The 23,369-nt window shown below is 70.8% G+C and carries 26 protein-coding genes and 1 pseudogene; 7 read left to right on the top strand and 20 right to left on the bottom strand.

The features are described from left to right. Positions 1-18: 18 nt before the first annotated feature. The 6 genes from D7223_RS30445 to D7223_RS30420 form a co-directional block, all read right to left on the bottom strand. Entirely contained in the window at positions 19-1,233 is a 1,215-nt protein-coding gene (locus D7223_RS30445) for a WxL protein peptidoglycan domain-containing protein (RefSeq protein ID WP_120732810.1), read from the bottom strand. 126 nt (positions 1,234-1,359) lie between these two features. Next, positions 1,360-2,832 (bottom strand): choice-of-anchor M domain-containing protein, encoded by a 1,473-nt coding sequence (locus tag D7223_RS30440; protein WP_186832311.1) that lies wholly within the window; start codon positions 2,830-2,832, stop codon positions 1,360-1,362. 49 nt (positions 2,833-2,881) lie between these two features. Continuing rightward, entirely contained in the window at positions 2,882-3,187 is a 306-nt protein-coding gene (gene rpsN, locus D7223_RS30435; RefSeq protein WP_120732808.1) for a 30S ribosomal protein S14, read from the bottom strand. Continuing rightward, positions 3,187-3,354: a 50S ribosomal protein L33 gene (rpmG, locus tag D7223_RS30430; RefSeq protein WP_091439946.1), complete on the bottom strand. Its 168-nt coding sequence runs from the start codon at positions 3,352-3,354 to the stop codon at positions 3,187-3,189. Before rpmG ends, rpsN begins: the two co-directional genes overlap by 1 nt. Beyond that, positions 3,354-3,590 carry a 50S ribosomal protein L28 gene (gene rpmB, locus D7223_RS30425; RefSeq protein ID WP_120732806.1) on the bottom strand — a complete coding sequence of 79 codons (237 nt, stop codon included), beginning with the start codon at positions 3,588-3,590 and terminating at the stop codon, positions 3,354-3,356. The genes rpmG and rpmB overlap by 1 nt, the downstream gene beginning before the upstream one ends. Before the next feature lie 46 nt (positions 3,591-3,636). After that, positions 3,637-4,170: a winged helix-turn-helix domain-containing protein gene (locus D7223_RS30420; protein WP_120732804.1), complete on the bottom strand. Its 534-nt coding sequence runs from the start codon at positions 4,168-4,170 to the stop codon at positions 3,637-3,639. Positions 4,171-4,215: 45 nt separating this feature from the next. On the opposite strand from D7223_RS30420, the gene D7223_RS30415 reads away from it, so the two are divergent. From D7223_RS30415 to D7223_RS30395, 5 genes are all read left to right on the top strand, one after another. Then, entirely contained in the window at positions 4,216-5,511 is a 1,296-nt protein-coding gene (locus D7223_RS30415) for a CobW family GTP-binding protein (RefSeq protein WP_120732802.1), read from the top strand. After that, entirely contained in the window at positions 5,508-5,768 is a 261-nt protein-coding gene (locus D7223_RS30410) for a type B 50S ribosomal protein L31 (protein WP_120732800.1), read from the top strand. Before D7223_RS30415 ends, D7223_RS30410 begins: the two co-directional genes overlap by 4 nt. After that, positions 5,765-6,634 (top strand): class I SAM-dependent methyltransferase, encoded by an 870-nt coding sequence (locus tag D7223_RS30405; protein ID WP_120732798.1) that lies wholly within the window; start codon positions 5,765-5,767, stop codon positions 6,632-6,634. The genes D7223_RS30410 and D7223_RS30405 overlap by 4 nt, the downstream gene beginning before the upstream one ends. 6 nt (positions 6,635-6,640) lie before the next feature. Beyond that, positions 6,641-7,063, top strand: coding sequence for a Fur family transcriptional regulator (locus D7223_RS30400; RefSeq protein ID WP_120732796.1), 423 nt, complete (start codon positions 6,641-6,643; stop codon positions 7,061-7,063). Positions 7,064-7,220: 157 nt separating this feature from the next. Next, complete coding sequence (locus D7223_RS30395) at positions 7,221-8,183, top strand: ATP-binding protein (protein WP_120732794.1); 963 nt, start codon at positions 7,221-7,223, stop codon at positions 8,181-8,183. A 63-nt stretch (positions 8,184-8,246) separates the two neighbouring features. Here the strand turns inward: D7223_RS30395 and D7223_RS30390 are convergent, their stop codons facing one another. After that, positions 8,247-8,696 (bottom strand): Fur family transcriptional regulator, encoded by a 450-nt coding sequence (locus D7223_RS30390; protein ID WP_120732792.1) that lies wholly within the window; start codon positions 8,694-8,696, stop codon positions 8,247-8,249. Positions 8,697-9,178: 482 nt separating this feature from the next. On the opposite strand from D7223_RS30390, the gene D7223_RS30380 reads away from it, so the two are divergent. Beyond that, positions 9,179-9,460 carry a hypothetical protein gene (locus D7223_RS30380; protein WP_147252663.1) on the top strand — a complete coding sequence of 94 codons (282 nt, stop codon included), beginning with the start codon at positions 9,179-9,181 and terminating at the stop codon, positions 9,458-9,460. A gap of 27 nt (positions 9,461-9,487) precedes the next feature. Here the strand turns inward: D7223_RS30380 and D7223_RS30375 are convergent, their stop codons facing one another. The 3 genes from D7223_RS30375 to rpmF are packed head-to-tail and all read right to left on the bottom strand — an operon-like array spanning position 9,488 to position 11,621. After that, a complete protein-coding gene (locus D7223_RS30375; protein WP_120732786.1) occupies positions 9,488-10,222 on the bottom strand; it encodes a class I SAM-dependent methyltransferase in 735 nt (244 codons plus the stop codon). Then, a complete protein-coding gene (locus tag D7223_RS30370; RefSeq protein WP_120732784.1) occupies positions 10,219-11,445 on the bottom strand; it encodes a GTP-binding protein in 1,227 nt (408 codons plus the stop codon). The genes D7223_RS30375 and D7223_RS30370 overlap by 4 nt, the downstream gene beginning before the upstream one ends. Beyond that, on the bottom strand, positions 11,442-11,621 hold the full coding sequence (gene rpmF / locus D7223_RS30365; RefSeq protein WP_120732782.1) for a 50S ribosomal protein L32: 180 nt from the start codon (positions 11,619-11,621) through the stop codon (positions 11,442-11,444). Before rpmF ends, D7223_RS30370 begins: the two co-directional genes overlap by 4 nt. A gap of 377 nt (positions 11,622-11,998) precedes the next feature. On the opposite strand from rpmF, the gene D7223_RS30360 reads away from it, so the two are divergent. After that, complete coding sequence (locus D7223_RS30360) at positions 11,999-13,003, top strand: SIR2 family protein (protein ID WP_120732780.1); 1,005 nt, start codon at positions 11,999-12,001, stop codon at positions 13,001-13,003. A gap of 89 nt (positions 13,004-13,092) precedes the next feature. Here the strand turns inward: D7223_RS30360 and D7223_RS30355 are convergent, their stop codons facing one another. The 10 genes and pseudogenes from D7223_RS30355 to D7223_RS30310 all read right to left on the bottom strand — a co-directional run bounded on the left by D7223_RS30355 (position 13,093) and on the right by D7223_RS30310 (position 22,795). Continuing rightward, complete coding sequence (locus tag D7223_RS30355) at positions 13,093-13,617, bottom strand: tyrosine-type recombinase/integrase (RefSeq protein ID WP_238162295.1); 525 nt, start codon at positions 13,615-13,617, stop codon at positions 13,093-13,095. Positions 13,618-13,934: 317 nt separating this feature from the next. Continuing rightward, positions 13,935-14,104: pseudogene (locus D7223_RS33795) on the bottom strand (IS5/IS1182 family transposase); the annotation flags it as partial. 176 nt (positions 14,105-14,280) lie between these two features. Further along, the gene (locus tag D7223_RS30345; RefSeq protein WP_120732778.1) at positions 14,281-14,727 is read right to left on the bottom strand and encodes an ATP-binding protein; all 447 of its coding nucleotides are present in this window, start codon (positions 14,725-14,727) and stop codon (positions 14,281-14,283) included. 544 nt (positions 14,728-15,271) lie between these two features. Beyond that, on the bottom strand, positions 15,272-16,855 hold the full coding sequence (locus D7223_RS30340) for a molybdopterin-dependent oxidoreductase (protein WP_120732776.1): 1,584 nt from the start codon (positions 16,853-16,855) through the stop codon (positions 15,272-15,274). Continuing rightward, entirely contained in the window at positions 16,855-17,484 is a 630-nt protein-coding gene (locus tag D7223_RS30335) for a fasciclin domain-containing protein (protein ID WP_120732774.1), read from the bottom strand. The genes D7223_RS30340 and D7223_RS30335 overlap by 1 nt, the downstream gene beginning before the upstream one ends. Positions 17,485-17,879: 395 nt before the next feature. Then, entirely contained in the window at positions 17,880-18,608 is a 729-nt protein-coding gene (locus tag D7223_RS30330; RefSeq protein ID WP_120732911.1) for an anti-sigma factor, read from the bottom strand. Then, positions 18,605-19,222 carry an ECF RNA polymerase sigma factor SigK gene (gene sigK / locus D7223_RS30325; protein WP_120732772.1) on the bottom strand — a complete coding sequence of 206 codons (618 nt, stop codon included), beginning with the start codon at positions 19,220-19,222 and terminating at the stop codon, positions 18,605-18,607. Before sigK ends, D7223_RS30330 begins: the two co-directional genes overlap by 4 nt. Positions 19,223-19,346: 124 nt before the next feature. Continuing rightward, the gene (locus D7223_RS30320) at positions 19,347-20,024 is read right to left on the bottom strand and encodes a class F sortase (protein WP_120732770.1); all 678 of its coding nucleotides are present in this window, start codon (positions 20,022-20,024) and stop codon (positions 19,347-19,349) included. Between the two features lie 17 nt (positions 20,025-20,041). Then, on the bottom strand, positions 20,042-20,830 hold the full coding sequence (locus tag D7223_RS30315) for a hypothetical protein (protein ID WP_202864718.1): 789 nt from the start codon (positions 20,828-20,830) through the stop codon (positions 20,042-20,044). Between the two features lie 108 nt (positions 20,831-20,938). Then, positions 20,939-22,795, bottom strand: a complete 1,857-nt coding sequence (locus tag D7223_RS30310) for a serine/threonine-protein kinase (RefSeq protein WP_120732768.1) — start codon at positions 22,793-22,795, stop codon at positions 20,939-20,941. Positions 22,796-23,369: the final 574 nt, after the last annotated feature.

Here is a 23,369-nt window from a genome sequence, read left to right as displayed (position 1 = left end):
AGGCAGGGCGTGACCGGCTCACGGCGTGTCCCTTCCCGTGTGGTCGATGTCCGGTCGTCGGTTGTCGCGGCCCTGGTCGGGCCGATCGACCCGCGACGTCGAACGGTCCGGCGTCGTCGGGTCGTCGCCGCCGGACGGGGCGCTCGCACCGATCGCGGCGGGAACCGCGGCGTCCCGGCCGCCGGAGGTCCGGTCGGTGTCCCGGCTGGCCTCCATGCGGCCCTGCTCCCGGGCCGTGGCCACCGCCCGCGCGATCTGTCGCGCCCGCCGCCGGCGAGCGGCGATCAGCGCCCAGACTGCGAGGGCGAGCAGGGCCAGCAGGGCCAGCTGCGGCCAGGGCACCGCCCAGACCGAGGCCCGCGCCGTGTCGACCCCCGGCGGCGGGTCGAGGACCTGGTCGCCCACGGCGGCGGGCGTGACAGCGCCGCTCGCGGTCAGCCGGAACAGCGGCGGGACGCCCGTCATGCGTACGGAGGTGGTCAGTTCACCGCCGGGCAGGATCTCCGGCAGGGCCGCCGCGTCCACGGAGCGCCGGCCGAGACCGAACGGGCCGGCCACGCCGAGCGTAGGTCGGCCGGTGAGCCGGACGTTGCCGGTGTTCCGGACGGTGAAGGTGGCGGTGAGCGTGCCACCGGCCAGGGGGTTGAGCGAGCCGGTGTGTCGCACCCGGAGGTTCTCGACGGTCAGCGCGGGCTGCAGCTCACCGGTCACTCGCAGGTAGATCCGTGCGCCGACGCGGTGGTCGACGGCGACCTGGTTGCCCTGGGCGTCCGCCGACGTGGCGGCGAGTGAGGCGACGATTCCCCCGGCGTGGTCGCCCGGCGTGGCGTTGCGCGGCACCGTGAGGGTGAACGGGACGTTCAGGCGAGACGTCGAGGGGATCGTCACGCTGCGTTGGGTCAGTCGGACCCAGGCGCCGACATCGGTGGGTTGCTGGCCGCCGGCCAGCAGGTCGAAGCCGCCCTGTGCGGTGGTGAACGCGTCGCTGGCGTAGAGGTTGAGGGTGAGCGGGCGCGGCGAGTGGTTGGTGACCGCGACGTAGTCGGTCAGGGTGGCGCCGGGGTCGAGCTTGTAGGTGAACGCCGGCCGGCCGTTCGGACCTTTCGCGGTCGACGGCGCCACGCCCCAGGTGACGGCCGACGGAGCCGACGGAGCGCCAGGCGTCGGTGTGGGCGGCGTCGGGGCCGCGCCGAGCAGGGCGATGCCGGTGGCGATGGCGGCGAGCAGGCGCATGGTGCAGACGGTTCCGTTCCTGGGTGAGGGATGGAGCGGGGTGGGCGGGGCGCGGCAACGCCCCGCCCACCGCGCGGCCGTCCGGTGACGCGGCTCAGCGCCGGGTCACCGGACGGGCTCGGGCGATCAGATCGCGGTGAGGGTGAGGGTCGCGGTGTAGGTTCCCGCGGCCGTCTCCGTGGGCAGGCTCAGCCGCAGGCCCGCGCCGAGCTGTGCGGTACCCCGCCCGGCGCCGGCCGAGGCCGATCCCAGCACCGCGCTGGTGCCCAGACCGCCGCCGCTACCGACGACATACGGTGCTACCTCCGGTCCGGCAATCACGCCCTGCCGGGAACCCTGTGCCAGCACCCGGGGGCTCCAGCCCAGGTAGCCGGCGCTGAACGTGGCACCGTCCGGACCGGTGAAGTCGGCCGGGATCTGCCCGGAGGCGCTCCATCCCGGCTGACCGGCGCGGGTATCGGTCACCGTGACCGGCCGGAGCTCACCGGTGCTCTCCCACCGGTCGCCACCGGCGGTGAGCTGCGCGGGCGGCAGCACCACGGCCCGGTCGTCCGGGTTGACGCTGATCACCAGAGCACCCTGCGTCTCGTCGATCGACGCGGTGATCGTCTGCGAGGTGCCCGGCTCCTGCGGCGGGAATGCCACCCAGAGGGTCACCGGCTCGCTGGTCGCGGCCACGCCGTGGTCGTCGTCGTAGAGCTTGGCCACGTACTCGCAGGCGTTCAGCTCCCGGGTCGCGGTGAAGGAGTAGCTCGCGCCCCCCTCACCCGCGATGACCGTCCAGTCGTCCGCGCCGGGGCACTTGCTGAACCAGTGGTAGTGGTCCAGCTCGGTCTGCGGCGTCTGCACCGCGGTGAGCGTCACCGTGTCGTTGGGCTGGTACTCGTCGGCCATGCCGCTGACCGACAGGCTGACCTCCGGCCCACCGCCGGACAGCTCGCCGACAACGAACGAGTAGTCGACCGGCCCGGTGCTGACCGTCGTGCCATTGGCCAGGGTCGCGTCGGCCTGGAACTTCAGCGTGTAGCTGCCGAGCGCGCTGAACGCCCAGTTGGAGTGGGCGTGGGTGGGCACCTGCACATCGATCGCGTCCGGCAGCCCGTCGTCGGAGCGGAACTTGATGATCGGACCACCGAACGAGTCCTGCGTGAACAGCGTGACGTTGCCCGGCCCCTGCACACCGACCAGACTCAGCCGCACCTTGTTGCCCTCGAACACCCCCGTCTTCAGGGTCGTGGTGTTCCAGCCCGGCCAGAGCAGATCCGGATCCTGGGTCATCGGCAGCAGCCAGACCTGGCTGCCCGCAGGCCCGAGGAAGGCGAACCGGGGATCGTCCGGAACGGCCATGGCCGCCTCCGGCAGGACCTGGAACGTCACGTCCGCCGGGTCCCGCTTCACCGCGGGGCTGACCGTGTCGTCGTTGACCTTCAACGACAGCTTCCCGTCGCTGAAGTGCACGTCGACCGCGTCGGTGTGCCCCTTGGACAGCACCACCTTCTCCGCCGCCGACGCAGCCGCGGGCGCCAGCACCGCGCCGGCGACCACCACCGCCCCGGCGACCAGGGCCGCGAAACCGCGGCCCCTCAGAGTCGCATTCATTCCTCCCCTTTCACACCGCGCGCCTGGCGCGGTGGTTCATGTGGTGACATCACCACGACGCCTTGCGCACTCCCGGCATCTCGCCGCGCAGGGCCAGCTCCCGGAACCGCACCCGGGACAGCCCGAACCGGGTCAGCACCCCGCGCGGGCGCCCGTCAATCTGGTCGCGTGACCGCAGTCGCACGGGGCTGGAGTCGCGCGGGAGTCGGCTGAGCCGACGGACCGCCTCGGCGCGTGCGTCCGGGTCGGTGTCCGGATGGGCGACCAGCCGCTTCAGCTCCGCCCGCGCCTGCGCGTGCCGAGCAACCAGTTCCTCGCGGCGCGTCTGCCGGTTGACCAGGCTTTTCTTGGCCATCAGCGGGCCTCTTTGAACTCGACGTGCCGGCGCACGATGGGGTCGTATTTGCGCAGGACCAGGCGGTCGGGGTCGTTGCGGCGGTTCTTGCGGGTGACGTAGGTGTAGCCGGTGCCGGCGGTGCTGCGCAGCCGCACGATCGGGCGGACGTCGGTCTGGCGGGCCATCAGAGCGTCACTCCCCGGGCGCGCAGCTCGGCGACGACCTTCTCGATGCCCTTGCGGTCCACGGTCTTCAGCGCCTTGGCGGTCAGGTTCAGTCGCACCCAGCGGCGCTCCGAGGGCAGCCAGAAGCGGTGGTTCTGCAGGTTGGGGTTCCAGCGGCGGCGGGTGCGCCGGTGGGAGTGGGACACGGCGTTGCCGAAGCTCGGCTGCGCGCCGGTGACGTCGCAACGTCTGGACACAGCGATAACTCCTCACTCAACTCGGTAACGGTAACGGTAACGGTTTTCAGTCTTGCATCAGCTGATCGGCCAGTTCCACGGCGGGGTCGTTGACGATCTCGACAGAGCAGTCCGCGCCCAGGCGGTAGCCCACTCCGCGCAGCGTCGTCACCACCGGTAGATCGACGCCGATCTTGGCGCGCAGCCGCCGGACGTGGACATCCACGCTGCGGGGGCTCGTGTAGGGCTGCCCCCAGACCCGGTCCAGCAGCTGCGTCCGGGTGAAGACCTGGCGCGGATGCTCGACCAGGCACCACAACAGGTCGTACTCGCGACGGGTCAGCACGATCTCGGTGCCGCCTCGGTAGACCGCTCGCGCCTGCGGATGGATCCGTAGGTGTGCATCCGGTTCGCGCGCCGGCGGCGACACCGGCCACTGGCCACCGCCCACCAGCGCCAGCAGAACAGCGAAGCGGTCGACGTCCTGTTCGCGAGCACCTGAACCGAGCCTCAGGTGGACCGTGACGGTGAGGACCTCGTCGGTTCGACGCGCCTCGTCCACACCCGCCGGCACGTCCCTGTTCACGTCGACGACTCGCATGTGCTTAGAATGACAATCGTTTTCAAATAAGTCGAGAGGATGCCGATGTCGTCGTCACCACAGGCCCCGACCCGCGTCGTGACCGCCGACGCGGACACCCGTCCGTCGCTGACCGTGCTGTCCGGGTTCTGGCCGACGGCGACCTTCGCCGTCGCCCGCGCGTTGCTCGCCGCCGACACCTCGCTGCTGCTGGTCCGGCACGACCTGACCGGCATCCGCGACGGCCTCGTCCGGCGGGTGGTCCGCACCGGCGCCGGCATCGTCGAGGACGAGCAGGTCGTGCTGCGGCACGGCTGCGTCTCCTGCACCCTGCGCGAGGACGTGCTGCCCACTCTCGTCCGGCTCACCCGCAGCCACCCCGGCCGCGACCTGGTGCTGATGCTGCCGGAGGTGGTGGAACCGGAGGCGGTCGCCGCCGCCTGTGCCCACTGCCTGGTCGAGGGCGCGCCGATCACCGACCTCATCCGGGTCGACTCCTACGTGACCGTCCTCGACGCCGAACATCTGCTCGATGGCCTGGCCAGCACCGACGACCTCACGACGCTGGGTATCCAGGCCGCCGAGGACGACCACCGCGCGCTCGCCGACGTCGTGGTCCGGCAGGTCGAGTACGCCGACACCCTGGTGCTCTGGGGACAGTCCCGAGAAGGCGAGTTCGACACCGGCCGGATGGCGGTCCTGCTCCAGCGGATGGCCCCGTGGGCGACCCACATTCGCGTTGACGGCGATGTCGTCGACGCCGGCATGCTCACCCGCCAGCTGCGCCACACCCACCGGCACCGGCCGGAGACCCCCGGCGTGCTCGCCCGCGGTCTGCAGGGCTACACCCTCGGCGCGCACGAGCCGGAGCCCGACTGCGGAGTCGTCTCCGCCGTCTTCCGGGCCCGCCGACCGTTCCACCCGCAGCGCCTGCACGACGTCCTCGAAGAGGTCAACGCCGAGGTCATCCGCTCCCGCGGTCACCTGTGGCTGGCCAGCCAACCCGACACCGTGGTGGCCTGGGAGTTCGCCGGCGGCGGCCTGGCCATGGGATCCCTCGGGCACTGGCTGGTGAGCCTGCCCGAGGACCGCTGGGAACACGTCGAGGACCAGCGCCGCCTCGCCGCCGCCCTGGACTGGGATCCCTACTACGGCGACCGGCACCAGCACCTGGTCTTCATCGGTCTCGACTTCGACCCCGTCGAGCTGCACCGCAGCCTCGCCGGTTGCCTGCTGACCGACGCCGAACTCGCCGACGGCGAGGACACCTGGCGCACCTACCACGACCCGTTCGCCGGCTGCTTCCCCCTCGGGGCGGAGGAGCTGACCGACACCGACACCGAAGGAGTACGACCCGCATGAAGCCCGGCATCCACCCCGAGTACCGGCCCGTCGTCTACCGCGACAAGGCCGCTGGCTTCGCCTTCCTCACCCGCTCGACGGCCACCAGCGACCAGAGCCTCGAGTGGACCGACGGCAACACCTACCCCGTCATCGACGTTCAGATCTCCTCGGCCAGCCACCCCTTCTGGACCGGCAAGCAGCGCCTGCTCGACACCGCCGGCCGGGTCGAGAGGTTCCGCGCCAAGTACGCCCGCCGCGGACCCCAGGGCGGATGAGCACCGACACACCGGTCGACTGGACCGGACTGGCGCCGCAGCTGGTCGACGCCGCCCAGCAGGACCGGGCCTGGTACCTGAGGATCGCCCGCGAGTTGGTCGCCCCCGGCGACCGGCTCGCGGTCGACGTCGGCTGCGGCGCCGCCGGGATGGCCCTGGCCATCGCCCGGATGATGACCTGCGGCCGGGTCGTCGCGGTGGACGCTCACCCTGCCGTTCTCGACGCCGCCCGCGACTACATCCACGCCGAATGGTCGGACCCACGCGTCCGCGTCGAGCCGCTACGTGCCAACATCCCCGCCGAGATCACCGACCTGCGTGACACGCTCGGCGCTCCGGCCGACCTGGTCTGGGCATCCGCCGCCGTACATCACGTCGGCGACCAGCAGGCGGCGGTCACCGCACTGGCCGGACTGCTCGCCCCCGGCGGGCGGCTGGCCCTCGCCGAGGGCGGCCTGCCGGAGCACCACCTGCCCTGGGACGTCGGCCTGGGCGAACCCGGCCTGGAGAACCGCCTGCACGCAGCCCAGGACCGCTGGTTCGCCCGGATGCGGGCAGAACTCCCTGACAGCCGGCGGATGCCCTACGGGTGGACCGAAGCCCTACGCCGCGCTGGCCTGTCGCCAGTGACGACCCGCACCGCCCTCGACGAACAGCCGCCACCGCTGGCCGACACCGCGCGGCGAGCCGTCCTGGAAGCCCTCGCCGCACGGGTCGGCCGATTGCGGCCCACCGGACTGCTCACCGCCGCCGACCTCGACGTCTGGGACCGCCTCCTCGACCCGGCCGACGAGGAGTGGCTGGGCCACCGCGAGGACCTGTTCCGGCTGTCGGCCCGCAGCGTGCACCTCGGCGTCCGCCCCTGAGCCGCCATGACCACCTTCCTCGTGGCGGACGCGCAGCTGCGGGTCGTGGGTCTGACGCCCACCGCGCAGCGCCGCGCCGTCCTGGCGCTGCTGGTCGGACGTTCCCGCCCGCTCACCGCCCAGCAGGTGCACGCCGAGCTCACCAGTACCGTGCGGCACATCGGCCTGACCACCGTCTACCGCGCGCTGCACAGCCTCGCCGACGCTGGACTGCTGCACACCTTCGACCTCGACGGCCAACGCGCCTACCGCCACTGCGGAACGGCACCGCACCAGCACCTGATCTGCACCGGGTGCGAGACCGTGACCGAGTGCCCACCCGAGGTCGTGACGAGCTGGCTCACCGAACTGCACCAGCACACCGGTTTCACCCCGCACCCGGACCGACTCGACCTCAGAGGAATCTGCGCGACCTGCGCCAACACGTGACGATGGGCGCCGTGGCGCAGCCCGAGCGGTGTCCCGACCGCGACACGCCGCCGAGCCACGATGGCCACGGGCCAGTCTCGGCACGTCGCACAGCCTGGGCCGCTACAGTGTCGTGAGTGGAAATGGTTTCCACTTACATCATCGTGGAGCAGGCTGAATGAAGATCGCGTTCGTCGGCAAGGGCGGCAGCGGCAAGACCACGCTGGCGGCCCTCTTCGCTCGCCACCTCGTCGCCGGGGACCGGCCGGTGCTGGCCATCGACGCCGACATAAACCAGCATCTCGCGGTGGCGCTCGGCGCCGGCGAGGAGGCCGCGGCGCAACTGCCGGCGCTCGGTGACGCCCTACCCGCGATCAAGGAGTACTTGCGCGGGGACAACCCGCGTATCACCTCGGCAGCGGAGATGGTCAAGACCACGCCACCCGGTGCCGGCTCCCGGCTGCTGCGCGTCGCCGAGGACAACCCGGTGTACGAGCGGTGCGTCCGCGAGATGGGCGGGGTGCGGCTGGCCGTCACCGGCGCGTTCCGCGAGGAGGACTTGGGGGTGGCCTGCTACCACCTTAAGGTCGGCGCGGTGGAACTGCTGCTCAACCACATGGCCGACGGCCCGGCCGAGTACGTGGTGGTGGACATGACCGCCGGCGCGGACTCCTTCGCCTCCGGCCTGTTCACCCGCTTCGACCGCACCGTCCTGGTCTGCGAGCCCACGGTGCGCAGCGTCGGCGTCTACCGCCAGTACGCCGGCTACGCCCGCGACTACGGCGTCGCCCTGTCGGTGGTCGGCAACAAGGTCGAGGACACCGCCGACGTGGACTTCCTCCGCGAGCACGTCGGGGCGGACCTGCTCACCTGGGTCAGCCGGTCGGCGTACGTGCGCCGCGCCGAACGCGGCATCGTCGGCGCCCTGGACGACCTGGAGCCCGCCAACCGGGCGGTGCTGACGCAACTGGCCGACGCCGTCGACGCCACACCGCAGGACTGGGAGGCGTTCACCCGCCACGCCCACGAGTTCCACCGCCGCAACGCCCACGCCTGGGCCAACGAGCGGGCCGGTTGCGATCTGACCGCCCAGATCGACCCCGACTTCGTCATGGGACCCGTCGCACGCGCCCTCAGCTAAGCCCTCGGCCGATCATGATTGACGAGACCCCGAGCCATCCGGATGCCCGGCTCGCTTTTCCGTTCAGCGGGAGCAGTCCGCGCAGACGCCGAAGATCTCCAAGGTGTGTGCCACGTCGGTGAAGCCGTGCTGAGCGGCGACCTGGTCGGCCCACCGCTCCACGGCGGGTCCGGCGACCTCCACCGTGCGTCCGCAGTCGCGGCAGACCAGATGGTGGTGATGCTTGCTCTGGCTGCACCGGCGGTACAGCTGCTCGCCGCCGGGCAGCCGAGTGGAGTCGATCTCCCCGGCGTCGACCAGCAGCTGCAACGTCCGGTACACGGTAGTGAGACCGACCCGCGCCTTGCGGGCGAGCAGCATCTGATGCAGCTGCTGCGCCGAATGGAAACCCTCCACCTCGCGCAACAGCGCCAGCACCTCGCCACGCTGGCGGGTGTTACGTGTCGCGTTCGGTATCACCTGGGTCACCGTGGTCGCATCCTTTGTGTTGCCCGTCGCCTGACGTCTCACCATTCGTGTGCCGTACGGCTGTGCGTCGTGCGAGCACGTCCGCGCCCCCCAGGCCTGCTCGGGGAGCAGGCGGCACGCCGGACCGGGCCAAAGCCATCCACGGCCTGCGACTGGTGAGATCCCTCGGCAATTATGCCCGGTGTGCGGTACCGGACGGCAGCGCCGCTACTGCCACCCGGATCAGAGTGGTCGCGGTCGAGCTGGCGGACGGGACAACCGGGCTGCTCAGCGCCGCCGGCCATCGGCCGGGCCGGTGCATGTAGCGTCCTCAGCGGTACGCGCCACCATGGCCGCAGCGAGGTCGGCCCCGGTGACGCGGCCGTTCGGCCCGGTGGCGATCGGTGGCGCGTTCGAGAAGATCCAGAGTTCGCCGTCGCACCCGCCGGCACTGGTGCCGCCGGCTCCCGGCACAGCCGACAACGAGGCCACGATCACCAGGCCGCGCCGCGACCCCGCCGGTGGAGTCAGGGGTGCGGTCTGTCCGGGTGCCGAATGAGTTCGACAACCTCATCCATGTGCTGCGGATCCTCGATCGGGCCGAACAGTATTCCGCGTCGCCCCGCCGGTTCCGTTCCGCTCAGGAGCAGGACAGCGGGTGCGCGATGACAGGCGCCGAGGCACTCCGCCCGGATGAGGACGCCGCCCTGGCTGGAGCGCACCGCCTGCCGGAGGACGTCGGCGAGGTCCTCCGACTCGCCGTCAGCTTCTCCAGGGCGGCCACGGTGACGCAGGGCGCGGCACCGGTGGCCGTCGCAGTAGACGGGTGACATCGGCATCGCGGAACGTGGGGATGCTCATTGGTCGTCGGGAGGCGCGAGGAACGCCATCAGGGCGTGGCCCGCCCGCCGGCGGACCACCGTGGCGTCGGTGAATCCGGCTGCCAAGGCCGTCTCGCGGTGCCAGTCGGGCGGCGCGACGAACTCCGCGCAGCCCAGATCACTCAGCGCGGCCGTTCGCTCGTGCAGCAGCGATGCCATCGCCGGATCCCGGGCCAGCATCGTCCACCAGGCGGTCCACGGGTCGCTGCCGCTGCGGTGCGCCCGCGCCGCGGTGGGGGCGTCAGGCATGGCGTCGCTGACGAGGAGCAGCGCGTTCGGGCTCAGCAGCCGGCGGGCCTCGGCGTACCAGTCGCGCACCCGCTCCTCGGGCAGGTAGTGCACGGTCATCAGGGCCAACACCAGGTCGTACGGGCCGCCGGCCGACGCACGCCACCCTGCCGAGGAGATGTCGGCCCGCACGGCGCGTACCTGCGGCAGTGCGACGTCGGCCAGGGCCAGCAGGGCCGGGTCGACGTCGAGCACGGTGACATGCGCATCGGGCCACCGCCGCAGCACCGCCTCGGCCGTGGTACCCGGGCCGCCCCCGACGTCGAGCATCCGTTCGGGTTGACGACCGCGGATCTGCTCGGCGGCGGCAAGGCCGGCAGCGAGGAGATCGTCGCGGTCGGGGTGGTAGTGGCGCATCATGGTGTCCCAGTCGCGCCGCCACCGCGCGACGTCTTCCGGGTTGAGGGTGCTCGGCCTCGTCACGCCGGGACCGCTTCGGCATGGTCGTGGACGTCCCCAAGATCCCACTCCGGAAACGGGTCGGGCAGCGCCCGCCAGGCAGTCTCCCCGGCGGCGACCTCCGCGTCGGTGAGCAGGCACCCGTGCAGGGCGTCCCGCAGGCCGGCGCTATCCAGGCCGACGCCGATGAGCACAAGTTCCTGCTGCCGGTCCCCGAAGGTCGGATGCCAACGGGACTCCAGTTCGGCTCGCTCGTCCGGGTCCTGCGGCCACTCCCCCGACACCGCCACCGGTACGCCGACCGGGTCGCACTGCCCGGACGGGCCGGCCTGTGACCAGAGTGCCTGCACGTCCGGGCGGCTGGCCAGCCACAGGAACCCCTTCGAGCGCACCACACCGTAGCCGTCCAGGCCGCCGGTGAGCAGGTCCCACAGCCGCTGCGGGTGAAACGGCCGGTGGTCGCGGAAGACGATGCCGGAGATGCCGTACTCCTCGGTCTCCGGCACATGCCCGCCGTTGAGCTCGGCCACCCAGCCCGGCGCTGTCTCCGCCCGCTGCAGGTCGAACCGGCCGGTGTGCAGGATCTCCGCCGGAGCAACGTGGCCGTGTACGGCACGGACCTGCCGGGCCGCCGGGTTCAGGCGGGTCAGCAGGGCCTCGACCACAGCCAGTTCCTCCGCGCCGATTAGGTCGGTCTTGTTGACCACCAGCACGTCGGCGAACTCGATCTGGTCCACCAGCAGGTCGGCGATACCGCGATCGTCGCCCTCGTAGGCCGCCAGGCCCCGCGACTCCAGGCTCTCCCCCGCCTCGATCATGCCGCGCAGACCCGCCGCGTCGACCACCGTGACCGTGGTGTCCAGTCGGGCCAGGTCATCGAGGACCTGCCCGTCCTCCACGCCGAAGGCGAACGTCGCCGCGACCGGCATCGGCTCGGAGATGCCGCTGGACTCGATCAGCAGGTAGTCGAAGCGGCCCTGCCGGGCCAGCCGGGCCACCTCGTCGAGCAGATCATCGCGCAGGGTGCAGCAGATGCAGCCGTTGGTCAACTCGACCAGCCGCTCCTCGGTCCGCGACAACGCGCCGCCGTCGCGCACCAGCGCGGCGTCGATGTTGACCTCGCTCATGTCGTTGACGATCACCGCCACCCGCAGCCCGTCCCGGTTGGCCAGCACATGGTTGAGCACGCTGGTCTTGCCGGCACCGAGGAACCCAGACAGCACGGTCACCGGCAGCCGGACGGTCACGGCTGGTCCACCACCTGACGGCCCTTGTACAGGCCGCAGTGGGTGCAGGCCCGGTGCGGCGCCACCATCTCCTTGCGCGGACACGGGCAGGGGGCCAGCGGCGGAACGCTCGCCTTCCACTGCGCCCGCCGGTGCCGGGTGTTCGACCGCGACATCTTCCGCTTCGGTACGGCCATCACGCTCTCCTTCTCAAGGGGTCACGCCACAGCTTAACGATATTGGTTTTCGTTTCGCTGTTCGGCCCTGCGCCTGGCCGGAGGTGCCGCGCAACGGTGTCGATCACGCCGGCCTTCATCTCCGTTCCCGTTCAGCCGACCTGCCAGGTTCGCCGCACGCTGGTGAGCGGGAGACCAACGTCAAGGCCGACGGCAGCAAGGCGGCTGCGTCCTGCCGATCAACGAGACACTCGACGCCGCCATCTCGCACCCGAACGCGCTGGAAGTGCCCAGCCGGTTCTGAACACGATCGCTGAAGGCGTCGATGCGGCACCGCTTCCAGCCTGCTGACGGCAACACGATCCAGGTTCCCGCAACTGTGGTCCTATCGTGGACGGGTGACCACGGTGTTCCTACTGGGTGCGGGATTCTCGAAATCGGTGCACGACTGCATGCCCACGCTGCCCGAACTGCGTGACCTCGTCCTCGCCAGGCTCGGCGCCGACGGAGTGAAACCCGACCTGAGGGCCTTCCAGGACGATCTCGAGCAGTGGATGTCCTACCTGGCCGCGGACCAGCCGTGGTTGACCGACGCCGAGAATCTGCAAAACCGGGCGACCTTCCTCACCGTCGCGCAGGAGATCAACGCCGTGGTCGAGGAGCGGGAGCTCCTAGCGCGGCAGGCGCACGGTATGAACCCACCGGACTGGCTGATGCGGCTGGTCGAGGCCTGGTCCGACACTGAGGTCGGGATCATCACGTTCAACTACGACCTGCTCGTCGAGCGAGCCCTCAACGAACTGGGTCGCCTCGGAACGCTCGGGGACCTGTACCCTCTGCCCCTGACCACCCGCTTCCCTGCCGGCAGCAGCGCCTTCCTTAGCTCCGGTCCTCCAACGCAACCGGTGCCCCGGCTACTCAAACTGCATGGCTCAACGAATTGGCGATTCGGCGGGAGCACCGCCCCCGTCACCGAGGAGCTGTACCTCACCGAGAACCGTGCGGTGTGGGATCCGGCTTCCGCATCCCCAAGGTCTGACGCGCCGCGCGAGGCATTCCGCTTCGCGCACAAGATCCCGTTGATCATTCCGCCGACTGGAGCGAAGGGCGGCTGGTACGCAAACCTCGCTCTGCGAGCCCAATGGCGCCACGCCGCCGAGGAGATCCGCCGCTGCGAGCAACTGGTGGTGATCGGCTACTCGTTCCCGGCTACCGACCTGCTGGTGCGGCACCTCGTGGCGCAACACCTGCCCACCACGAGCCGAGTCGAGGTCGTCGACCTGTCTCGCGCGCCAGCTGCGGCGCTATCAGACCTGTTACGCCGCCCCGTCGTTCAGCGGTTCGACGGCCGCACCGCCGTACACGACTTCGCGGTCAATCACGCCGGCAAGGATGCCCATTAACGCAGTCGCTGCGGCTTCGCCCAGCCGAAGCCGTACCGATGAGGGAAAGACGCACATGCGACCGATGCCTAGACAGCACGCGTCACCAGTCAGGCCTGGTAGGCCCCCGCCAGGGACGCCCTGACTCGTACATGCTGCAGGAGCAGCTCGGCCGACGCCCGTACCGCCTGCTTGGCCATCTGCTGGAACACGCAGATGTAGGTCTCGATGGTGGTCAACGGGGTGTGGTGGCCCATATCCTCCTGGATCTGCTTCAGGTCCACCCCGGCGGCCGAGGCGATCCCCGCGGCGCCGTGCCGCAGGTCATGCAGCCGCACCGGCGGCAAACCCACGTCCTTGACCAGCTTCGCGAAGCGGCGGGTCAGCCAGTCCGGGCGTACCGGCCGCCCGTCCTCGTGCAGGAACACCCGCTGCTTCGCATCGACCCGACCGAAGCGCCGACGCTGCCGGTTCCACAGATCCGTCAGCAACCGCACGCTGAACTCATCCAAGGCCAAGGTCCGCACGCCGGCCGCCGACTTCGGCGGACCCAACCGCTCCACCCCACGCACGACGACCACCTGCTCACGGATGGTCAACTCGCCATCGGTCAGGTTGATGTCCTCCCACCGCAACCGATGTTCTGCCGGGACTTGCAGTGATGTGGCGGAGAGCCGGGCGCGGCACCCACCGGCAGCCGGGAACGCTCACCGCACGCTTCCCTGATCGGAGGCTGCTCGTGGACGCCGAGATCGCGTTGCCCACCGCGGCCACTCTGCTCGCCGCCCGTCCGATCCGCGCTCGGCGCCGGCCATGGACCGACGTATGAGCGGGAACCAGCACGACGCGGGCGATCCGAGGGGCAGCTCTCCGGGCGGGCCGGCGCATGACCGGGCTACGGGTCGTCGGCGCAGGCACCGAGCAGGTCGACGGCGTCGCGCAGGCAGCGCTACCCGGTGACCACCGACCTTCCGAAGCCGGCGAGGCGGGTGACGGTGTCGCCGTTGCGCAGGTGGGCCAAGGCCATCAGCGCCTGCTACCGCGGGAAGTCTGCGCAAGCGGCCACCGAGCGCGCGGCGTCGATCGCGGATCAGCTCGCTCAGGCGGAGTCAGGCTACGCATGGACAGCGGGATACTGGCAGGATAGGTCGGCAGATGAAGCCTCCATACGGGTGGTGCGTCTTGGGCGACTACTGTCCGACCGGGAGCTTCGTTCTATCCGGAGCAGTGGAACACCGCTGACGACCTGCCCGAAATCCTTGATCGCGAGATCATGGCTCGACGTCGAGTTCCGCCGATTAGGCTTCGACTTCAGGCTTGATCGACTGTCCATGGCTGGCCGGCGACGCGGGTTGCCGGTCGGGTCTGATCGGTGCGAGCCGGACCCAGACGGCCTTGTGACCATCGTCGAGATCAGTGACGCCCCAGCTCTGGGCGAGCGTTTCGATGATGGCTAGTCCTCGGCCTCCCTCGCTGTCGGCACTGCGCCGGCGCGGCACGACCGCGGATCCGTCGACGGCCGTGATCGTCACGTCCTGGCCGTGCACCCGGATCTGCAGCTGTAGACAGCCCCCGCCGTGCCGGACAGCGTTGGCGACCAGTTCGTCCGCGATCAGCACCGCGTCGTCCAACCAGTCACGATCCTCGCCTGCCCAATCGTCGAGGGCGCTGCGGACGGCCCGGCGGGCCACCGCTGGCGCGTCGGGCCCCAGCGGCAGATCCAGGCACGTGGTGAGTTCGTTCACGACAGATCCTGTCTTCCGGCGACCCGCCCAGCCTGACGACCGACCACGCTACCCTCACTCTGAGCAGCGAAAACTTGCCAGAGCGCAACAATCGGCGTGGCGCGCACGGAGCTACACCGCCCTTCGCGCTGATCGACGTTTCGGCGTGCGAAACCGCGGGAACGACAGGCCTTGCATCACGCCGTCACGTCCGCACCGCCGCGGTGGGCCCGGAGACAGATGGAGGTGGCCGCAGGCGGGTGACCGAAGAGGGGGCTCGGAGCGCCACCCGCCTGCGGCAGCAGCAGGGGACCGGTCAGCGACACAGGCCTCCATCACCCTTGGCATCAACGGGTTCCCATCCGTCACATCGGGGCCTGGCCGCCGCGCGGTGCTGTGCTGGGATGAGCCGCTCCTCCATCGAGGGCAACAGAGCGAACGGTTCCACCCCGATGACGGCTGCTACGTGACCACCGCCTGCCGGGGTAACCGTCGCTGAGCCGATCGTCCTGCCACTCGGCTGTCGTGCCGCGACCGGGTCGAGGGGGCCGTGTCGTGCACCTGGTCAGGTGATGGTGACGGTGACGCTGTGCCAGCCGGTCGCCCCGTCGGGGAACGGGGGCACCCGTTGGGCGGTCTGGGTGGCGCCGGTGGCATCGGTGGCGCGGACGCGCAGGGTATGGCTGCCAGGAGTCGCGTCCCAGCGGTAGGTCCACTGTCGCCACAGGTCCGGTGAGGGGCCGTCGGCGAGGCGCGCCTGCTGCCACGGGCCGTCGTCGACCTGGACCTCGACGGCGGTGATGCCGCGTCGCTGCGCCCAGGCGACGCCGGCGATCATGACGGGTCCGGCGGGACGTTGGGCGAAGGGTTTCGGGGTGTCGATGCGCGAGGCGGTCTTGACCGGCGCGTCGGGGGCCCAACCGCGTTGGACCCAGTAGGGGTCGAACGCGTCGAAGGTGGTCACGGTCATCGACGTCAGCCATTTGCAGGCGCCGACGTAGCCGTAGAGACCCGGCACCAGCATGCGCAGCGGGAAGCCGTGATCCAGAGGCAGGGGCTCGCCGTTCATCCCGACGGCGAGCAGGGCGTCGCGGCCGTCGAGGATCGCCTCCAGCGGGGTGCCGATCGTCATGCCCTCGACGGACCGGCTGACGAGTTGGTTCTGTCCGGGGCGGAGGCCGGCCTCGCGCAGCAGCGGCGCCAGGGGTATGCCGGTCCAGCGGGCGGTGCCGATGTAGGGGCCGCCGACTTCGTTGGAGACGCAGTTGAGGGTGATGTCGCGTTCGACGAGACCACGGGCGAGGAGATCCTCATAGCGCCAGGTGCGAGGTCGGTCGACGGCACCGTCGAGGGTCAACCGCCAGTCGGTCAGGTCGACCTGGGGGACGATCAGGGCGGTGTCCACGCGGTAGAAGTCCCGGTTGGGCGTGACGAAGGGCGGCATGCCGTCCACCCCGACCGACACGGTGGCGGGCAGCGGCGGCGCCGGACGCACCGGCGGCGGCAGTGACACCGAGGCGCGGGATTCCGCGCCCACGGGACGGCTACGGGCGATCGCCTGCCCGGCTGTGGTCACGGCGGCGGCGCCCACCGCGGTGCCGCCGGCGGTGGCGAGGAACTGCCGGCGGTTGAGCAGCCGTGGTCGGCCCGTGGCGGCGGAGGTGACCGTGCGGGCGGCGCGCACCACGAGCAGCATGGCCACGACCCCGGCGCCGGCCCCGGCGAGGACCGGCAGTACGTCCACCGCCGTGGCGGTGGGACGGGACAGGACAGCGACGGCACCCACGCCGGTGAACGCCACCAGACCGACCAGGCCGAAACGACGGCGGCGCAGCGCCGCCGCGCCAAGGGCGACCGCGGCCAGCACGAGCACGGTGTAGACACCGCCGAGGAGAACGATCTTGTCGTTGGTGCCGAAGGTGCGGATGGCGAAGGCCTTCAGCGGTTGCGGCGCCAGGTCGATGGACGCGGCGCCGACGGCCAGCACCGGGTCGGCGGCCGGGTCGACCACCGCGGCGCCGAGGTGGGAAACACCCAGGGTCACGGCTGCGGTGCACAGGCCCACCGCGACGGCGCGTACGACGGTGCCGGGGCGGGGTGGCCCCGGCCGGCGGGTCGCCGGCCGGGGCTCGATGTCGGTGGGCTCCATCAGCTCTTGGGCATCAGCACGGCGTCGACGATGTAGACGGTAGCGTTCGCGGTCGACACGTTCCCGCACACCACCATCGAGGTGCCGTCGACCGTGAACGACATGTCACTGCCGGTCACCGTGACGTCGCCGCCCTGCAGGGTCTTGTGGGTGCCCGCGAGGGTGTCCGGCGACAGCTGGGTCGGTACGACGTGGTAGGTCAGCACCTTCTCCAACGTGGCGTCGTCGGCGAGAACCTTGTCCAGGTCGGCCTTCGGGATCTTAGCGAAGGCGTCGTTGGTCGGTGCGAACACCGTCACGCCCTGCGCGCCGTTGAGCGAGTCGACCAGGTTGGCCTTCTTCACCGCCGTGACCAGCGTCGACAGCACCGGGTTACCGGACGCCGCAGTGGCCACCGGCACCTTGGCCATGGCATCGAAACTGCCCGGGTTCGCCGGGTCGGTCGGCACCGCGGCGCAGCCGGGACCGAACTGCGCGGACATCATCGACGGCGACGCCGACGGCGCGGTGGCCGACATGGTGGGAGCGGTCGTGCCGCCGCTGGCGGTGTCGTCGGTGTCGCTACCACCGCAGGCGGACAGGCCCAGCAGAGCGATCACGCCGGCGGCGGCGAACAGGCGACGGTTCATGGGTTTACTCCTTGATTGTGGTGACCTGCGTAGGTCGAGCTGTCATGGAGCATTCGGACCCGAAAGGCACATGGATGGGGGCAAGATTCAGAGAATCTGCGTTCGTGGGTGTCGGGGGCCGGAGCGCCCACCGTCGTCGGTTCCCGAACGGTCCGCACAGCGGTAGGGCCGCCCCGCAGCAGCCAGGGCAGCAGGGGTCAGGACGTCGCCTGCGGAGGGCCTGCCCTCCGGAGGCAACCGGGCGGCGGTCGAACGTCGGGGCCACGCCGAGACCGAGATCCAGCCGGTTTCCAGCAGGTTCAGCGGTACGAGGTCGGCGACGATGTCGTGGCCGACCAGGTCAGTAATGCGTCCCGCCTGCTCCCAGGCGGCTGCCTCGTCGGCGAAACCGCCGGTCAGCCCAGCTCGACGGTGCCCACGATCCGGGTGGGCGCGGGAGACCCGCCCGACGGTTCGCTGGACACACCGAACGTGGCGGCGGCGGAAACCGGGCCGATGACCATGGTCGTCCCGGTCGCACCGGTGTTGAGCAGCCCCACCGAGCGGGGCACGGCATCCCGGAGCAGCCACAACTGGTAGGTACGCCCAGCCTCGGGCTGAGGCAGGTCACGCAGCAGCACGACGCCCTGGTCGCGCTCGCGTGACACGACCACCGTGGCAGCGCCACCGGCCCGCAGCGGCTGGTTGTAGACCCGGGCGTCGGCGGCGGCCAGCACCTCGGAGACCTGTCGAGCCTGCTCACCCGCGGCCTGTTCCTGACCGAGCCGGTCGCTGCTGACCGACCAGGTGACCGCGCTCGCGCCGCTCGCGGCGACTACCACCGCGGCGGCTGCCGCTGCCCACCCCCGCCACCGCCGCCGCTCCGGCTTCACGCTGCCGGTCGTCGGAGGGTTGCGCAGCTGCGGTGTCCGGGCCACCTGCGCCAGGGTGCGTTCCCGCAGCCCCGGCGAAGGCACCGGGAGGTCCGTGTCGTCGGCTAGCCGAGTGGCGGTCTCCCGCAACTCGGCCACCTCCACGCGACACGGCTCGCACTCTGCCAGGTGCCGCTCGAACGCCGCCCGCTCCACGTCGTCGACGGCGCCGAGCGCATACGCGCCGGAGAGGGTGTGGACGTCGCCGCTCATGCCCCCGCCTCCAGACTGACACCGAGGCAGTCCCGCATCCGGATCAGCCCGTCCCGCATTCGTGTCTTCACCGTCGGCAGCGGCGTCGCCAGGTGCTCCGCCACCTCGCGGTAGGTGTGGCCGCCGTAGTAGGCCAGGGTGACCGCCTCCCGCTGGACGGGGGTCAACCGGCCCAGGCAGCGGCGGACCTGCTCCCGCTCCAGACGTGCTGCCACTTCCTCCTGCACCTCGTCGTAGGACACGTGTGAATCGCGGGCGGCGGCTCGCTGCATCCGATCGGTGTGGGCCTGCTCCGCACGTACCCGGTCCACGGCTCGGCGGTGCGTCATGGTCAGGATCCACGCCGACGCCGAACCGCGTCTCGGCTCGAAACGGCCGGCGGTGCGCCACACCTCGACCAACACCTCCTGTGTCACCTCCTCCGCCAGCGCCGGATCCCGCACAACCCGCCGGGCGAGCCCGAGTACCCTGCCCGCGACCGCGTCGTACAGGGCCGCGAACGCCGCTTCGTCGCCGCGGGCCACGCGGTGCAGCAACTCGTCGGCATCGGGACGTCCCGCGGCCCCCGACGGCACCGACCGTAGTCGCCGGGCCTGTTCACCGTCACCGCTCATTCCTGCATCCTCCTCTCATGATCGTCGGCACGGTCGAACCCGGACGGCGGCGAGCCCAGACTGGCACGCGCCGGCCGCGAAGCGGCGAAAATATGGCTGATGGCCCTGCGGATGTCACGTGCCGTCAAGCCGGATGGGTGTGGGCGAGGCGCGCGTAAACGACGACGTTATCGCGGTAGTGCTGCGTGACCTCATCGAACTCACCACCACAGGTGATCAGTCGTAGCGCGGCGTGGTCGGTCGGCCCGTACACCTGCTCGGTGGGGAAGCGGTCCTTGGGATGCTGCTGCACCTCGGTGACGGTGAACATCGCGGTGCTGCCGTCCTCACGCAACACGGTGATGCCGTCGCCGGCGCCCAGCCTGCCGAGGTCGAAGAAGCTTCCCCGCTTGCCCTTCCAGCTGACGTGCCCGGCCAGCACGGCCGGACCGAGCGCACCGGGTGCGGGTGCCTTGGTGAACCAGCCGACATCGATGGCGCTGTCGGGTACCTGCATGGCGCCGTTGGCCTGCAGCCCGAGCGGCACCGTCGACGCGGCGACTTTCAGGGAGGGGATGGACACCCGCACCGGAGGCGAGCTGGCCATCAGCGGTCCGGAGGTCAGGTCCCCGGGCCGGCTGGGCTGTTCCGGCGCTGTGCCGGTGCTGGATGCCGCGGTGGCGGGTCGAGGCGATGGCGGTTCCCGACCGGTCAGTGCGGCGGTGACGGTGGCGGCCGCGGTGAGGGTCAGGATGCCGGCCACCGCCGCGAGCGTGAAACGCCCCCGGCGGTGGCCGACCGGCTGAACGTTGCCGGTGTCCATTACTGATGCTCCGTGCCTCAGCGCTGGCCGACAAGGCGGCGGCGGGCGACGAGCGTGCCGGCGGCGCCCAGCAGCGCGACACCACCCACGGCGAACAGCATCGGCGATCGGTTGTCGGTGGTGCTGCCGTCACCGGTGTCCACACCACCGGCCGGAACCGAGCCGGCAGCGGCGCCGCTGACCATTCCACAGGTGGCTGGGTCGGTGGCCTCAGCGGGGATGCCGTTGACCCCGATCGACTTGGCGAACGTGGACTCGCCGAGCGCGTCCATGTCGTACGTGCCGTTGTTGTTGGCGTCGATGCCGTGCTGCACGATGTGCAGGTCCTTCAGGTGCTCGATCGTGCCTTCGGGCAGCTCGGCGGCGGGGATGGTGCGCTCGTAGGTGAGGTTGCCCTGGGCGTCGGCCTTGGGCATGCGGTCCACGGCCAGGCCGCTGGCCTTGGTGGTGTCGCCGGTGTTGGTCAGGGAGATGAAGATGTCGCCGTACATCTTCAGGCCCTCCTCGGTGCTGACGAAGCCGTTGCCGTTGGCGTCGGCGGACTTGTCCGGGCAGTGGAAGTCCATCCCGTTGGCCGCGCCGTGGACGTGCTGCGCGTGCGGCGAGTTCGGGGTCATCCCCTTCGACCGGATCACGATCTTCAGGTCGCCGCCGCTGGTGGCGGTCAACGTTGCCGTGCCGGTCGCACCGGTCTCGTTCAGGTCCAGCAGCTTCACCTGCACGCTCTCGTCGGCCTGGGCGACACCCGGGAAGGCAAGGACCAGCGCCGCTACCGGTAGGGCGAGTAGAGCTCGGGACAGTCTCACAACATCTCCTGTCGCAGGTGGCGGCATGACCGCCGGGATGTGGTCGCAGGGGATTCGGAGCACCAGCCACCGCGGATGGCCGACAGTCGACGATTTCCTGGTGGCCGGTCAGCCTGCGGGGCGGAAACTCGCGAGGACGAGGCGCTGGACGGCCTCACTGGCCTGCCAGCCGGCGTCCGTGGTGACCCAGCTCAGTTCGTACGCGCCGCCCGGCGTGGTGCCGTTGACCAACAGCCGGCGGGCATGCTGACGCTGACCGGCCGGGCCGTCCCAGGTGAACTCCCACTCGGCCGCCCCACCCGGCCGGATCACCGGCCCGATGCTGACCTTCACATACCCGGGCAGGCCACCGGCCTTCACGAGCCGGTCCGCCTCGGTGCGCCAGTAGCCGCCCGGGTCCCGTTGCTGGGTACCGCCGAGGTCGACGGCCAGCAGCCGTTCCTGGCTCGGATCCTGCAGGCAGACCGCCTCGCCGTCGCGGAACCGGACCCACCCCTGGGGCAGCCCGACCGTGAACCCGGTCTCGTCGGCGTACCAGGACCAGCCCGCCGGCAACGCGAAAGCCTCGTCCGGAGCGACCGCGGACGACAACGGGGTCCGCTCCGACGCCTCCGCTGCCACGCAGGGCACGGCAGGCACCAGCGGTGTCGGCTCCACGGTCACACTCGGTTCGGCGGTCACGCCCGCTGCGCCGCCCGACGGGCCGCTGACCGCGTCGTAGAGGCCACCAAGCGCGGCGCGGACACCCACCGCGCTGACGCCCAACACCCCGGCGAGCGCGAGAACGGCCACGGCGAAGGTGCCGGCCGAACGGCGCCCTACGCTGTTGCGGCGGACCACCGGGGAGGCCGAGCCGCGATCGCGCAACCGGACCCAGGTCGCGGCGTCATCGACAGTCGGCAGCCTCTGCGTGGCATCCCCCGCCGGCGGCAGGACCTGCGTGGCGCCCGGGTCGGCGAGTACCTGCGTCGTATCGCCTGCGGGGAGTATCGGCGTAGAGTCCGCCGCCGGTAGGACCTGCGTGGCACCAGCGTCGCCGCGCACGTGGGTGACGCTGGTGCCTGCGGGCAGTGTCGGTGTCGTGGTGTGGGCGTCGACCTCCGGCGCGCCCCGTCCGCGGCGGGCGGTGGCGACACGGGCAGCGCCGGCCGGACCGGCGATCCTCCTCAGGCGGCGGAGTACCTCAACGGCATTCATGCGACGGCGCGCGTCTCGCCGCAACAGCCCGGCGATCACCGGCGTCAGCGGACCGGCCCGACGCATCCGGTCCGGCGGATCGGTCGCGAGAGCCAACAGCGTCTCCACGACAGTGTTGCGCGCATACGGAGGACGTCCTTCGACGGCGGCGTAGAGAGTGGCGCCCACCGCCCACAGATCTGTCGCTGGCGACGAGACATTGTCACGGACCCTCTCGGGAGCGACGTACTGCGGCGACGCCGTGATGCCCCAGGACTGACTCACCGCCGCAGCGCCCTGCACCACCGCGATACCGAAGTCCCCCAGCAACGCCCGGCCGTCATCGGCGATCAACACGTTGCGGGGCGTCACGTCGCGGTGCAACACCCCTACCCGGTGCGCCGCACGCAACGCCTCCACCAACTCGACACCGAGACGGGCCACCGTCCGCGGCGGCAGCGGCCCCTCATCGGTCAACAACCGGTGAAGCGACCGCGACGGCACATACTCCATGACGATCCACGGCCGCTCCTCGAGGAGGATCACGTCATACACGCGCACCACGTGCGGGTGATCCAGCCGCGCCGCCGCCCGCGCCTCCCGCAACATCTTCCGCCTCAGATCCGCGACTTCCCCGTCGGTCAGCCCGACCCGGAACAGCATCTCCTTGACCGCCACCTCCCGGTCCAGCAACTCGTCACGGGCCAACCACACCCGCCCCATCCCACCCTGCCCGACACACCGCAGCAGTCGATACCGTCCCACCCGCCGCGCAGACTCCTCCGCCATACCAGTGCTTCGAAGCCGACCGCCGAGCGGATGGGGTGGTCCATCACCTCTCCAGCGGGACCACGAGCTGACGCCGTGGAACCAGGCAACGTCCCAGAGCCTCAGAGCAGGTTCAGTGGCAGCGGGTAGAGATCAGGCGCACCGAGCACAACCACAACAAACCACAGTCAACCACGGTCGCCAAACGCCGCCACTCGCCGAAATCTTTCCGGAATTCTATTCGCGGTCCTGCATCCAAAATCATGAAAAGTGCACTGAGCAGGGATTATGCCCTTCCCGCAACACGCGCCGCCCGTTTAGGCTGAGGTTTCCACAGACGTCACAATAACCTTCAACGGAGGCTCATTCATGAAAACAACTCCTCGCCGCAGGCTTGCCATAATTGGGCTCACAATTGTCGGCGCATTGGTCTCGTCAGTCGCGTCCGCTCCGGCTGCCGCCCGCCCGGACGAACGCACCCCACGGGGCAGCACGCCGGTGCAACCGGCTGCGGACACGCGCGGGTGTGGCCTCTGGTGGGAGGTGCTCGACGCGTCGCTGCCGGGGCTCGCCGCGGTTGGTCTGACCACCGACC

The organism is Micromonospora endolithica (assembly GCF_003626595.1).
Classification (GTDB): domain Bacteria; phylum Actinomycetota; class Actinomycetes; order Mycobacteriales; family Micromonosporaceae; genus Micromonospora; species Micromonospora endolithica.
This window is presented reverse-complemented; position numbering and strand designations above follow the sequence as displayed.